Origin of the sequence: Streptomyces sp. (assembly GCF_035563135.1) — a bacterium.
GTDB lineage: Bacteria > Actinomycetota > Actinomycetes > Streptomycetales > Streptomycetaceae > Streptomyces.
Genome location: NZ_DATMVN010000096.1, coordinates 1 through 12,484, shown reverse-complemented (window position 1 = coordinate 12,484; position 12,484 = coordinate 1). Strand labels below are relative to the sequence as shown.

Below are 12,484 nucleotides of genomic sequence, written 5' to 3'. Positions count from 1 at the left end.
CGGGCGCCGACGACGTGGGTGTTGGATCTCATCGAGGGTCGGCCCGCCAGGCGCCCGACGCCACATGGCGCGGTCACCCACTCCTCTCACCACTGTTCGGCACGCCAGAGAGCCACCACGTTGGCTGGTGCGGCGTGGCTGCCCCGCGCGGATTCTCTGGGAAGCCCTCGAAGGACGCTCACTGGGCGTGCGCCTGGCCGACGGTCGAAACCCCGCCGTGTCCCCAGCGGATGATCACGTCGATGGTGAGGTCTGTGGTGTGCGGGTCCAGGACGGGCTGCCCCGGGAGAGACTGGTGCATCTCCAGCGCCTCATGAACAGCGGACTCGACCACCGCGGTGCCGGCGCACAGCAGCATCGCCGCCTCCGGGCAGTATCCGGAAGCGTGGAACTCGAGGGCTCGGAAGGTTCGCAGACGGAAGGCGATCACACCCTGATCGTGGGAGATGGGGTTGAGGCTTGCGTCGTACCGCCGGGGCCTTGAGGGGTTCTCCCGGTCGTGGCAGCCGATGTAGAGGTAGGCCCGCTGCTCGGCGAAGGCGAGCTGGTCGATGCAGTAGGAGGTCTCGGGTGCAGCCACGTGCCCGTCAGATGCCAGGTATCGACCAGCTCGTACCACAGAGGGTGCCACATGTTGTAGAAGGCTTCGTCCAGGGGTGGCAGGTCTTTCAGGGACGGCCCAGCGGGCAAGGCGCGGCCGGGGGCCTTGCTGCGCCACAGGGGCGTTGCTGGCCCGTCTTGGAAGACCACGTCGACTCCCGTGACGAAGTGGTCCAGGGGCGTGCTCTTCCAGAAGAAGTCGCTGAGCCACTGCTCGACCATGACCGCCCCGTGGACAGCCCACGGCATGCCGGTGCGGTCGAGCCCTGGCCCGTGAGTGGAGACGACAGTGTGGGTCATTGCGGTCACTGCAGTTCGTCCTGCGGCGGGCGGCGGGGGCCGAGCAGGTTGAAGGGGACGGGAGGCAGGTCCAGGCGCGGGCCGGCGTCGTCTCCGGTGTACTGGCCGCCGCAGGAGCAGAAGCTCCCCTCGTAGACGAAGCAGTGCCGGAAGTGCCTTCCGTGAGGGTGCCCCGGAGTGGTGTTCATGCGGTTCCTCCTTTCGAAGAGCAGTCGGTCAGATTGGCTGGGGGAGCGAGGGGCCGGGCACGTACGCGGGCTGCGGCTGGAGCGCGTCGTGGCTGTCCGGCTCCAGGAGGAGCTGCCCGTGCTCGCTGGGTGTGAGACGTTGGTCCGCCAGCTCCCAGACGTGCACGCGTCGCGCATCCCCGATTTCCAGGGTCAAGACCCCCTTGGCGCCTGCGATGAGGGAGGCCCCCAACGCCGCGGTGAAACGCTCCCGATCCCGGTCCTGAACCCCCGGCTTCGGACCAGCCTCCACCACCAGCGAGTATGCGCCGAGTTCGAGACCAGCGGCCTTAGCTACCAGGGTGACCAGGCCGTACGCGGCGGTCGAATGTGCACCGCCAACCACCTCATCGATGAGGGCGTGTAGGACGCGGGTAGAGCAGTCCCTGGCCCACGCCTCCGCTTGCGGACCAAAGCGAGAGTGCGCCGCACCGAACACCTTCTGGCAGCGGATCATCATGGCCCACGCCGACTGCTCCCTGCGCATCTCCCGCAGCATCGCCTCGGGAGACTCCCCAGCGAACGGCCACAGCTCATTCACCGGGTGCAAGAGGTTCGCGTACGCGTCGAAGCCAGCCTTCGAGCGAGGTTCCAGCCCCGCGTCATTGCACGCTCGGATGTAGGCGAAGTCGACCAAGGGCGCCAGCAGAGGCTGTTCGCCTCTCGTCAGAGCTTCCTCCGCCCGAGCGTGCACACTGTGCCAGTACAGGGAGAACGGCTGACCGCTGCCGCGGGCTTCCGGGACGAAGGCGAGATCACGCTCGTCGACGGCAACCAGCATGCTGGCGCGAGACTCTCCCCGCTCTTGATCCCTCATGACTCGAGCACCCCCTCCTCGCGGGCAGAGTCCCTCCCTGCCCGCGAGACCACTCTGCTCTATCCGGCCGGGGTGCAGGGAACGACGGCGAGAACTAGGCCGAACGCCAGTCGCTGTCGAGGAGGAGCTCGGTCTCTGCCCAGGGGCCGTCGTATGTCGGCGGACCGAAGAGGAGCGGGGAACCGGAGTCCGCGCTGCCCCGCAGCAGCTTCGTCCAGTCGTCCCATGTCTCAAGGTCCGCGCCGACAGCGCCGAAGCGGCCTCCCACGACCGTACGTACGAACTTGCTACTGCTCCTGTCGAGCACGGCCAGGGCCGCCCTCGTCTCCAGAGCACTGATAACCCACCCGGTGGACGCGAGCTTGTGAGCGCTGATGCCCAGAGGTGCTGCGGGATGCCATGAGAGGAAGCGGCGGTGCTCGTCGACGTAGGCACGCAGGGCGTCGTCGAGTACAACGACGGGCAGTCCGAGCTCCGCGGCGACGCACTCATGCTCGCGGCCCTTGATAGGCGCCGGCTGCTGAGGAACGCCGTCGACGATGTGCATCATGCGCAGATCGATCATGCTCAACGCCAACGCGTTGACCTCGGCGGCAGCCAAGGGGAGATGGTTCACGGGTACTCCTTGTGGAAGTTGGTGCGGCTGGATGACGAAGGAAGCTGCATCGCACGGTCGGCGTACTCAGGCCCCCGCCCGACGCTCTTGCCGCCCACCACGAGACACGAGAAGACGCGGGGATGCCGTGTCGTCGCGAATCACGCCTGCAGGGCCTGCCCCGGCTGCTTCTTGAGGTACGACCCGGCGGACCGGGGCCAGCCTGCTGACCACGCTGGGGTCCAGGGCACGGGCGTGCCGGACCTAGGGTGATCGCATGCAAGATGACCTGGACATCTGCGAGGGCCAAAGCTCGCTGTTCGACCTGCCAGCCGCTGATGAGATGCCGGACGGCGGATGGTCGTACGAGGCGTACGTCCACTTCCTCGGTGCTCCGGACACCGCAGCGCTCCCTGGCAACCTCGAGCGATCCGGCACGGCGACTTGGGAGTGGCTGACCGGCGCCGTTCGCTGGCCCGGCGCACCGGGCGGCGCCGTACTCGTCTCCTTGCAGACCGAGGAAGACGTCGCTCAGGCACTGTGGGAAACGGTCGAAGCCCTGGAAGAGACCGGCCTTCGCGTCACCGAAGTGCGTGATGTCTTGCGGGTGGCCTCCCCGGCCGCCGAGGCTCAGCCGGAGGACGAAGCCGCCGCCCTGGTGAACAACAAGCTCGGGCGGCGGCCTGGGCGCGAACTCCTTGTCGAGCTGGAACATGCGCGGCGCGCCTGGCTCGAACGGGCCGGCATCACCCTCGAACGTGGCTTGGAGCAGACAGCGCAGATCCGGGTTTGGTGGGAGCAGCACCCTCTTGGTGACGACGGCTCCTCCCAACTAGGGACGCTGACGGACCTCTACAGCCGGTGCCTGGAAGCCACCTGACGTACCCCTCGCCTACGACTACGACGTCTCTCACGGGGGCTTGGCGCACAACTGTCTGAGGCCCACACGCCCATGGTTGACAGGGCCGGTGGCTCAGCATGCCCGCATCTCGGCATCAGGCAGCGGGCTACGACTGCTCTCGGCCCAGATACAAGTCCACGACGAGACGATGGCCCTCCGCTGGGCGCAGAAGTGCACTCAGGGCACCCAGCGCCCGGGCCAGCTCCCCGTCGTCCAGGTCGACGGCCTCGTTCGGATCGCTCTGTCCTTCGGCGTAGAGCTCCACGTCCTGGCCGACGAAGCCGGCGTGACTCATTCCCAGCTTCGTCTCCACAGCCTTGAAAATGGCGACCGTGTAACGGTCTCGGCCTGGCACGAGGGTGCGCATCCGCCGGGCGACCACCCGGCGCCACGCACTCTCCTCAGCCTCCGCAGCGCTTTCACGGATTGCGGTGAGCGTCTGCGGGTCGAGGAGGGGGAGCAGGGCGCGGACTGCCCTGGTGTGCTCCGCGCGCCGTGCCGCTTGAAGGGCGACTTCAGCACAGCACTCCGACCGCCAGCACATGCATCGCTGACAGTCCGAGCAGTCCTGAGCCCGGGGGCAGCCGCATCGGCAGTCGAAAGCCCGGCAGTCGACCTTATGGGTGGTCCGTTCCGGCCGTGCGGGCGCAGGGTGATCCAGTTCGGTCAGGTCACGGTGTGCCTCCACGATGCCGGCCGAAAGGGGCAGGCCGTCGCGGGCCAGCATCTCAGCCACATCAGTGCACGCCTGCCGCCATATCGCACGTGCGTACGCCTGCGTCTGCTCGTCGGCGAGCAGCGGTAGGAGCTCCTCGATGGGGTGGTTCTCGCGCATGGTTCTCCAGTTGGTGCAGTGTGAAGCTGCCCGTCCTGGGGTGGCCAGGCAGCCGCCGACCGGTCGGGTCCCGGAGACGAGCTGCCGGTTCCTGATCGACGTCTGCGCATCCCACGGCGTCCTGGGGGTGCGGTGCGAGGAACTGCGAATCCGGACCGTGTCACTTGCGGCGCCACCAGTTCGTCACGCCCGCGCCGACATGGTGGAGAGGCTCAGCGCGCCGGGCAGTGACCGCAGGAGCAGGGGTTTGTTGCAGCGGCGGCGTGAGCCTGACGAACGGCGGAAACCGCAGCGGCGTACGACGACCGGACATATGTGCTCAGGTCTGTGGGCCCGTACGGCGCCTGGTCCGAGCCGTGGCGGCGGGCCAGGTTCGCTGCATAGAGGGTGTTGACGGCTGCGTGCTCCAGAATCGTGGCGGTCCGCAACGCCGCTGAATCGCTGGTAGTACGCAGGTGTCTCACTGCCTCGAACAGGCTCATGGCGATGTGCCCGCCGTGCTCCCGGTCAGGGTTGAACGCGTGATCAGTGAACGGCTCGACAGTCTCGGCGATCCATCCGGCCAGGGCATCGCGAAGCTCGGCGAGGGCACGGGCTGGTGACAACTCGTGCGGTGGGGAGCCGAGGTCAGCTTCATCAGCGGGGAACAAGTGGGCCCTGTAGTCGAACATGCGGTTGTGGAGGTCCTTCAGATGTGGCTGCCCGGCGAACGTGCCAGCCAGAGTCGGAGGCGATTGCCCAGTGCGATCGTTACAGTCAATCCGGCCAGTGGCTCAAAGGGGAGATGTTGCGAAATCCCGGAGGGTCGCCCTCTCTCCAGCCCTCCGGTTCAGAGCCTGTTTGACCAGGCCCCGAGCAGGAATCCCAAGCCGATTACGGCGAAGAGCACACCCTGGGCGACGAAGAGCCACCAGAAGCCGTTGCCCTCAGCAGGGAGCATCCAGCGTGACGGATCCTTCGGGTCGTAGCGGAGCTCGACGCGAGCACCGACGGGGAGGGCCTTCTTCTTGGGGCGAGCTATGTCCGCCCGGGTCTCCATCGCTTCGCCATCGCCCGTGCTCCATGCGATGACTGGGTAGTACACGGCGGTCCCGGCGCTGCGGCTGGTACTCACGGAGTCCGCGCCTGGTGCGATACGAGCCTGCTCATGGCGGGTCACCACACCTCGCGCCGCCGAGCCTTCCCGAAGCAGGCGCCGAGTGCGGCGAATCTTGAGGGACGCAACGACGCCGACAACAGCCCCCGCGGTCGTGAAAAGCAGTGCGGCGAGGAATAGGCCCTGGGAAGGAGACATAGGCTTCATGATCGCGCACCGAGCGGACAGGACAGCGGGCGCGATGGTGTCCGCTTTCACCGGCACAGTCTTGGCGACAGTTCGTCCCGCTATGAACAGGAGCAAGCCGTGCCAGTGCCCCACTTCATCAAGCGCTCCCTCCCTGTCGCTCTGGGAAGCGCGCTCGCGGTTGCCGCGATCTCCGCCACGCCCGCGTCCGCAAGCTCCGGCTGGTGGTACTCCAGCGGCAACGGCGCCTCGGGTTACTACAACCACGTCAACGGCAGGGTGACGGCCTGCGACATCAAGACCGACGGCTACAAGGCGGCCGTCCAGATCCTGAGGATGGACGGCTCGGTGATCACCACCGTCACCGACTCCTACAACAACGGCAGCTGCTCCTGGCGGACCCCCACCCTGTTCGAGGGCCGCCACAAGATCCGTGTCTGCGTTCAGAAGAGCGGCGCGCGCCCTGTGAACTGCAGTCCCACGCACGAGTTCAGCGTCTGAGCGTCGGCCTGCTCGGCCTCGAGCCCGCCGAGGTGGAGAGGTGACCCACACAGCGGTCGGGGCACAGCCAGTGCCGTGCCCCGACCGCTGCTTCAAGCCCGTGCCCTCGTGACGACTATGTGAAGCTCGTCGTCTTCATGGGCGGGCGACGTGAGTTCAGTGAGTGCGTCCAGCGATTTCACCAGCTCCGGGTCGTTCCTGGAGTCGTAGGACGCGAGGGGGACGTCCTCTGCGCCGGAACTGCTGCCCAGGAAGGTCACCCTTTGATCGGACCACTGGGGGCCGTTCTTGCTGTCCTCCGCCTGGAAGACCACCGTGCACGCGGCCGGGACCTTCTCCGCCGCCCACTGGGCGAGGTAGTCCTGGTGAGCACGCTCGGCGGCGATACCCGCAGCGTGCCAATCCTCCAAGAGCGTGTGCCGCGCGGCGGCGGAGGGCTGGGTGGCTTCGGCTGCCGTCCCTCCGGAAGGGGGAATCGGTCCGGGATTCACGCTGGTCATCGGGGCTCCTGTGGGCTGGGGAAGGCTGGGTAAGTCCGAGTAGAACGGGCGGATGCCGCACATACCAACACCGTGCGAGATCCCTCTGCCCAGCGCCTGTCCTTACCGCTGATGGGAGCGTTGCTCCGGCATCTACTCGGCTCCCAGGCCTCCGTCGGTCCCGCATGCCGACGTGTACGACACCACCCACAGAGCAGCTGCTCAGGACGGTAGTGAAGCCGGTGTCCGGTCTCGTTGGCACTCTCGCGTCACGACCTTCAACCAGTCGCGTCACCGTGCGAATCGAGTTGGTGCCCCATGCCTGTTCTTGCAGCTCAACAGCCTGTGACCGCAGCGGCGGCCACCACACAACCCAATCGGTCCGCCAGGGCGTTCGGTCGAGTCTTGCGTGCCTTGGCACAGATGGGCGCCGACCTTGAGCACCAGGTCGCCGACGTCGCACACTCTGCCGGGCTGCGCCCCGGCCATGCCTCCCGCCTGCTGCTGACTGCTGTCGAAGAAGGCTTTGCCGAACCCGGCGAGCGCTACGGCACCTACCGGTTGACCTGCGACGCCGCAGTCCTGCTCGGCCCTGTCCCAGTACGGACCAGCACTCCAGAGATCACCGAGACGCTACGCGCCCTGCATAGGGACACGAACCTGGCGACGGCGTGGCACGTCCCAGGCTGGCGTCCTGGGGCCGGCCTGCACCTCGACCTGGTCGACGTGGTCAGCCCCCGGTTGGCGCTGCGCCTCGACGCCGCCCAGCAGTATGGAGACCTTTTCCGGACAGCCGCCGGCCGGATCGCCCTGGCCTTCCTGCCGCCGCAGATGACCAGCACCGCCGACGGCCGGCCCCTGCGGTTGTGCGAGGACCTCGCGCGAACTGTGACGAGCAGCAGAATCGCTGCCAGTCGCACGAGCTCCACCCAGAGCCTGGCAACCGCGGTCCTGCGCGGTGACGCTCTGGTCGCTACCCTCACCGTCACCGGCACCCCCGACCAGTTCACCGACGACCTCATCGTCCAGGAACACGCGGTTCTCCTACGCCGCGCCGCCGTGCGCAGTAGCCAGTCACGTGCCGCCTGACCAACCGGGACACGTCCGATTCCCCGCATCGGGGACAACGCCGGGAGACGTGAATCTCCAGGGCGGGAATTGCAGCCGCACGCCCGCCTTCCGCTTCCTACTGTGGCGCCACCCTCATCCAGAGGGCCCGTCAACAGGAGGTGTCGCATGCGCCCCATCCGTAAGACCTCGGTCCGCCGTCCCTGCCGGTTCTCCCGACCGGTCTGACCCATCGGCACACGCCGCGATGCAGGCGGCCGGACCTCTTCAGGTCCGGCCGCCTTCGCGTGTCCCTCCCATGCCGTTTCGTCCACCTCGCTCCCGACCGGGTCCCAGTGCCCACCGTGAGCCCAAACGCACCGTCCAGCCTGCGTAGGCCGACTCCCACAGTGTCGAAGGAGGAACCGTGACGTCGAAATTCCTGAACCTGCCCTGGCCCGACTCGAACCGTCGCCGAGGTCTGCAGCCTGACCATACCGACCGGGAAGGCCCGCCCCCCACTCCAGACGGAGGGAACACCGGCCGGCCTGCCGAAACCTCCGACAGGACAGCCCGGCCCGGTATAGGAATCCCTGCTCAGCCTTAGGCACTTCGGCGACGAGAGGACATCCGTGAAACTGACGCAGAAGCTCAGCCGTACGACCAAACTGGCCGCCGCCGGGGCCACTGCTGCCCTGCTCATGGTGCCAGCGCTCGCCGGGACAGCCCAGGCGAGTACCACCGCCGTCGGCGCGTCCGCCTGCGGAAAGACGTATCCCAAGGGCTACTGGTGGACGTACCCGACGGAGAACGTGAACTTGAGGAGCGGTCCGGGGACGAAGTACACCTCATACGGCCTGATCCTCAAGTACGAGGGTGTCGAGGTGAAGTGCAAGGCGAAGGTGGCTGGCTGGATGCGGGTCTACGTCCTGAACGGCCAGATGAAGGGCCGAACGGGGTGGGTTGCCAGCAAGTACATCGACTGATCACCAGGCGCAGCTCACGACGAAATACGCCCGCAGCCACATGGCTGCGGGCGTCTTCCTGTTCAGGCCGGCGGACTGCTCGCCCTCCATTCGGTGGTACCGCGCTCGAGGTGCTCCGATCACGACGGATCGGCGAAGATCATGACGTCTGCGTGGACATCCGCCATGCTCAGGTAGTCGGCTCGCTGATGAACAGGGCAGACCAGCACCGAGACGATGTCGGTTCCCTGGCGGCGCACGACCCGCTGCGCTCCGCGCAGCGCACTGCTCTTACGCGTGTAGGAGCCTCCGACGAACGCGGTCCGGGTTGTGTGGTTGACAACTATCTGTGTATGCGGCTGGCCTTGCATCTTGCTGCCTCTCGGAGTCCTTGGGACGGGCGGTACCGGCTGTACCGGCTCGTGGTGGCAGCCCAGGGCAGGGGCTGCCACCACGAGCCGGAAGGTCACGCCTGGGGCGTGAGAGAGAACCACTCACTGCCGATGCCAGTAACGATCTCCAAGGCGGCCTGGTGGTGCGGAAGACCGGAGTCGCCATGGTGGTGCGGTCGGTGGACGCGCGTCTCTCGCACGGTGGCGGGTTTGCCGTGGACGAGGGTCAGGTCACCGGGCTCCAGGTCCGGGTCGGAAGCGGGCTTAAGGAGCTTGGCCAGCTGGGTCGTCGTCTGATGGGCAAGGACCCAGTCGATCAGGTCGTCGAAGACGGTGTCGATCTCGCTGCGCTCGGAGTGGTGGCGCTCGTAGTGGTGCTTATCAGCGTCGTAGGCGACAGTGCCGCGCGCCGAGTCCAGCTTCTCGACGAGCTGGCTGATGTCGATGGTGCTGCCGGGCTCGGGGCGGTTCATCGGTACGTACTCCCTGCGGTGCGGGCCGGGGAAGTGCTGGGGTCTTCCCTTGTCGGTGGCCGCAGTGAACCGCTCCGGGTCGGTGAGCAGCGAGGATCCGCGAGTTCGTGCGGATGGCAACGGCAGAAGCCTGTGTCAGCCGTCGTACCGTCAGGACAGGGAGCGGATGAGCCGCTGGTCCATAGCGCCGCGGCCCGGGCTGTGTCGACTGCCTGGACCCTTCACGCCCATTTCGACTCTCGCAGTATTCACCTGTCTTGCCGCGGCCTGCCGGCGGTCCGCTGGTTCTCGGAGCAGGGCGGTACTCGTTCACGAGTCTGGTCACGGTTTCGCTGCGCCCGTGAGGATCTCGTCGGCGTACGTGGCGCCGGGAGCCGGTACGAACTGCTCACCACCGAGGGCGACCCGCGCGCCGATCGTGAACTTCCTCGCGTCCTCGGGAACCTGATCGTTCACGCTCTCCCAGACGAGGAGCCGCCAGTTCCTCTCCTTCGCCTCTGCCAGGAGCCAGATGAGGGCGGTGTCGAGGCCGAGCTGGGTGTAGCGGGGGCTGTCCGTGAGGTCCTCACGTTGGTGATCGTAGAAGGTCTCGATGGTGCCCAGCGCGGCGGCTTCGGTGGGGTGCTCACGCTGGGACAGCAAGTTGATCTCCCACTGTCCGCCGTAGCGGTTCCCGATCACCAGAAGGACAGCGATGTGGTTCTCGTTGAACTCGTGGTCCGGGACCGTCAGTGGCTTGGTGACTTCGTAGTGGAGGGGCATAGGGGTCATCCTCTCGGACTCAACGGGCGCATGGTGATCGTTCGTGAGACAGTCCGGCTTGGAGCAGGTCCGCCCATAAACAAGCCCGCCGCGCCGGCGCTGGCAGTCGGCGTACGTACCAGGCATGGGAGGCTGCGGTCATGAGCGGGTCCGGTCGGGCAGGCGAGCGTGGCACCATGCGCAGCGAGTGGCACTCAGATGTCGGAGAGGCCAGTGTCGGCCGTCGGTGGTGCTTGGGCAGCGGCGGGTGACGCGCAGCACGTCAAGCGCTTCCACCGCAGGCCCGATCAGCCGACAGTTGTGGCTGAGCTCATGGCCTGCCAGCCCGGCGATCCGGCGGGCATGCTCGGCCAAGGTGTCTCGCTCACGCCGGACCAGAGCTAGCTCCTCCGTCATCGCCCGGACTAGATCAGCGGCAGACGTCTGCCCCAGCCTGTCCAGGTGCTCGGCCAAACCGAGTGGATCAAGCGGCGCGGTCACGTCCGTCTCAGGGTCTTTGCGTCCCTGCGGACGTTCGGTCATCACAGGCGGCCTCTGGGGAACGGCGAGCTCCTGCTCCGTGCGGCTCACGAGCCGCACCCCGGGCCGCAGCGGTGACGGCCAATGCCGCGCCACCACCCCCAGTACAGGCGTCCCACCCGCATCCTCACCGTCCGCGCAACCCGGGCCGGGCCGTGGATGCCGAGAAGGAATTCCATCGTGACCCCGGCCTCCTCGGCGATACAGGCGAGGTCGGTCGTGCTGGGCGTGAGCGTGCCATTGCACAAGGTCGGCAGCTCCTCATACTGGAGCGGGCGTCCTTGGGACGCTCGTTCGATGGCGAGTGCCCGAATCCGGTCGAGGATCGCCTCCTCGCTGCGGGCGACAGACGCGATGCGCTTCATAGGGTGTGGATGTCTCCTTGACTCATGGCGGGCTGAGAGGTCCAACGGGACCTCGTGCTGCCCGGGTACGTCACGCGCTGGCGAATCCCGGGCTCATGCAGCCGTACTAGGCCCGCCGGTCCCGCCTCTGCGGGATCACTCGGCGTCGTCAGCCAGCCGCCACAGCGGACAGTCAGTGATCATCGGCGTGGCGGCTCCGACTGCACAGCCCTCGGGGACTTCGGGACAGTTGCAGTACGGATCACCCCAGCAGCCGCCCGCAGCCTCACCCGGCTCGTGGTGCTCGCACGTCTTGCAGGACGCACTTCGGGATTGCTCCAGCAGCGGGCGACGTGCGCGGTCGCGGCGGGCCTCTTGGCCCAGGTACGGCGGCAGTACGGGCACTGGTGGCGTACGACGGTGACCGGGAGGGTCACTGCAGTCGGAAGGCGAGCCGCTCGCAGTGCGGAGCGTTCCTCGTCGGCGGCCTCCAGTAGTACGCGGACGAGCCAGTCAACGTATGGGGCGGCGGTGAGCAATTCAGGGAACGGTCTACGACCGGTAGGGGAGCCGTCGGTGTGGTCCACGGGGGAAGCCTTCCTTCTCATGTGCGGGCTGCTGCTTCATCGGCCGTGGCCGCCGTCGAAGCTGCTGAGGGCGATGGTTTGCGCCTGTACCAGCAGGGCGCGGCAGTCTTCGCCGCTGGAGCCGACAGTGATCGGGGCGCCAACTGCTGTGACCAGCTCCCACCCCTCACGGGTAGGGCGAAGGATCAAGCAGGGCTCGCGGCGGGCCCCGAAGCGCAGCTCGGTGCAGGGCGGTATGACCTGGATGTTCATGTCCGGGAACATGCGGTCCGTGCGGGTCGCTGGCCGTACGGCATTGCCGATGGAGTTGAAGGACCTGGCCAGGGCCGGGGTCCCTTCATGGGGGGTCAGCGAGACGTTCCACGCGATGTTGCAGGTGCGGGTGGGGTGGCGGGGGTTGGTGGTCGGAGGGTGGTCGGGGCACCACAGCTGAGGAGAAAGACTCTGGAGCCATGCAGTCATCACTCGCCGGGCGTATCGATTGGACGGGCGGTTGTGGCCGCGCAGCCACCAGCGAAGAACGCCGGCAGGACCGTCTTCGGCCAGCGCGTCGACCATCTGCTGGTGAACGATTCGCTCCTCCAGCAACTCGACTTCTGCCTTGCGACGGCTCCTAAGACGCTCGGCGGCGGCTAGCCGGGCGCGAGCCGCCGCCCACTCGTTCCCCAACTGCCCCACGGTGTGCGCGCACGAGTCAGGCTCTTCGAGCTGCGCGACCGCGGCACCGATGCTCTCCGCCAAGGCGCCGCGTACTTTCTGGGGCACGTCGGGGCGGGCGGCGATGTGGATCCGGAAGTCCGGGCTGTTCAGCGTCTCGGAAAGCGGCTCTAGGCCGTCAGCGCCGAGATCGACGGCCCA

Annotated in this window: 15 protein-coding genes and 1 pseudogene; 4 read left to right on the top strand and 12 right to left on the bottom strand. The window is 67.3% G+C overall.

Annotated elements, in window-relative coordinates:
* Nucleotides 1-178: 178 nt before the first annotated feature.
* From VN520_RS04105 to VN520_RS04090, 4 genes are all read right to left on the bottom strand, one after another.
* Complete coding sequence (locus VN520_RS04105) at nucleotides 179-580, bottom strand: hypothetical protein (RefSeq protein ID WP_325745457.1); 402 nt, start codon at nucleotides 578-580, stop codon at nucleotides 179-181.
* A 325-nt stretch (nucleotides 581-905) separates the two neighbouring features.
* Nucleotides 906-1,088, bottom strand: a complete 183-nt coding sequence (locus VN520_RS04100; protein WP_325745456.1) for a hypothetical protein — start codon at nucleotides 1,086-1,088, stop codon at nucleotides 906-908.
* Between the two features lie 28 nt (nucleotides 1,089-1,116).
* Nucleotides 1,117-1,908, bottom strand: coding sequence for a hypothetical protein (locus VN520_RS04095; protein WP_325745455.1), 792 nt, complete (start codon nucleotides 1,906-1,908; stop codon nucleotides 1,117-1,119).
* 130 nt (nucleotides 1,909-2,038) lie between these two features.
* On the bottom strand, nucleotides 2,039-2,560 hold the full coding sequence (locus VN520_RS04090) for a hypothetical protein (protein WP_325745454.1): 522 nt from the start codon (nucleotides 2,558-2,560) through the stop codon (nucleotides 2,039-2,041).
* Nucleotides 2,561-2,816: 256 nt separating this feature from the next.
* Here VN520_RS04090 and VN520_RS04085 point away from each other — a divergent pair, with 256 nt between their 5' ends.
* Nucleotides 2,817-3,419: a hypothetical protein gene (locus VN520_RS04085; RefSeq protein ID WP_325745453.1), complete on the top strand. Its 603-nt coding sequence runs from the start codon at nucleotides 2,817-2,819 to the stop codon at nucleotides 3,417-3,419.
* Between the two features lie 127 nt (nucleotides 3,420-3,546).
* Here the strand turns inward: VN520_RS04085 and VN520_RS04080 are convergent, their stop codons facing one another.
* The 3 genes from VN520_RS04080 to VN520_RS04070 all read right to left on the bottom strand — a co-directional run bounded on the left by VN520_RS04080 (nucleotide 3,547) and on the right by VN520_RS04070 (nucleotide 5,569).
* Nucleotides 3,547-4,275, bottom strand: a complete 729-nt coding sequence (locus tag VN520_RS04080) for a hypothetical protein (protein WP_325745452.1) — start codon at nucleotides 4,273-4,275, stop codon at nucleotides 3,547-3,549.
* A gap of 212 nt (nucleotides 4,276-4,487) precedes the next feature.
* A complete protein-coding gene (locus tag VN520_RS04075) occupies nucleotides 4,488-4,946 on the bottom strand; it encodes a hypothetical protein (RefSeq protein ID WP_325745451.1) in 459 nt (152 codons plus the stop codon).
* A gap of 158 nt (nucleotides 4,947-5,104) precedes the next feature.
* Nucleotides 5,105-5,569 (bottom strand): DUF3592 domain-containing protein, encoded by a 465-nt coding sequence (locus tag VN520_RS04070; protein WP_325745450.1) that lies wholly within the window; start codon nucleotides 5,567-5,569, stop codon nucleotides 5,105-5,107.
* Between the two features lie 108 nt (nucleotides 5,570-5,677).
* Here VN520_RS04070 and VN520_RS04065 point away from each other — a divergent pair, with 108 nt between their 5' ends.
* Nucleotides 5,678-6,058, top strand: a complete 381-nt coding sequence (locus VN520_RS04065; protein WP_325745449.1) for a hypothetical protein — start codon at nucleotides 5,678-5,680, stop codon at nucleotides 6,056-6,058.
* A gap of 92 nt (nucleotides 6,059-6,150) precedes the next feature.
* Here VN520_RS04065 and VN520_RS04060 read toward each other — a convergent pair whose 3' ends face one another.
* Nucleotides 6,151-6,558, bottom strand: coding sequence for a hypothetical protein (locus VN520_RS04060; RefSeq protein ID WP_325745448.1), 408 nt, complete (start codon nucleotides 6,556-6,558; stop codon nucleotides 6,151-6,153).
* 384 nt (nucleotides 6,559-6,942) lie between these two features.
* On the opposite strand from VN520_RS04060, the gene VN520_RS04055 reads away from it, so the two are divergent.
* Both VN520_RS04055 and VN520_RS04050 read left to right on the top strand, forming a co-directional pair.
* Nucleotides 6,943-7,626, top strand: a complete 684-nt coding sequence (locus VN520_RS04055; protein ID WP_325745447.1) for a hypothetical protein — start codon at nucleotides 6,943-6,945, stop codon at nucleotides 7,624-7,626.
* Between the two features lie 590 nt (nucleotides 7,627-8,216).
* Nucleotides 8,217-8,570, top strand: a complete 354-nt coding sequence (locus VN520_RS04050; protein ID WP_325745446.1) for an SH3 domain-containing protein — start codon at nucleotides 8,217-8,219, stop codon at nucleotides 8,568-8,570.
* A 445-nt stretch (nucleotides 8,571-9,015) separates the two neighbouring features.
* Here VN520_RS04050 and VN520_RS04045 read toward each other — a convergent pair whose 3' ends face one another.
* From VN520_RS04045 to VN520_RS04030, 4 genes and pseudogenes are all read right to left on the bottom strand, one after another.
* Nucleotides 9,016-9,534 carry a hypothetical protein gene (locus VN520_RS04045; RefSeq protein WP_325745445.1) on the bottom strand — a complete coding sequence of 173 codons (519 nt, stop codon included), beginning with the start codon at nucleotides 9,532-9,534 and terminating at the stop codon, nucleotides 9,016-9,018.
* Between the two features lie 201 nt (nucleotides 9,535-9,735).
* Nucleotides 9,736-10,176: a hypothetical protein gene (locus tag VN520_RS04040; protein ID WP_325745444.1), complete on the bottom strand. Its 441-nt coding sequence runs from the start codon at nucleotides 10,174-10,176 to the stop codon at nucleotides 9,736-9,738.
* Between the two features lie 566 nt (nucleotides 10,177-10,742).
* Nucleotides 10,743-11,060 carry a hypothetical protein gene (locus VN520_RS04035; protein WP_325745443.1) on the bottom strand — a complete coding sequence of 106 codons (318 nt, stop codon included), beginning with the start codon at nucleotides 11,058-11,060 and terminating at the stop codon, nucleotides 10,743-10,745.
* Nucleotides 11,061-11,662: 602 nt separating this feature from the next.
* A pseudogene (locus tag VN520_RS04030) lies at nucleotides 11,663-12,484 on the bottom strand (hypothetical protein); the annotation flags it as partial.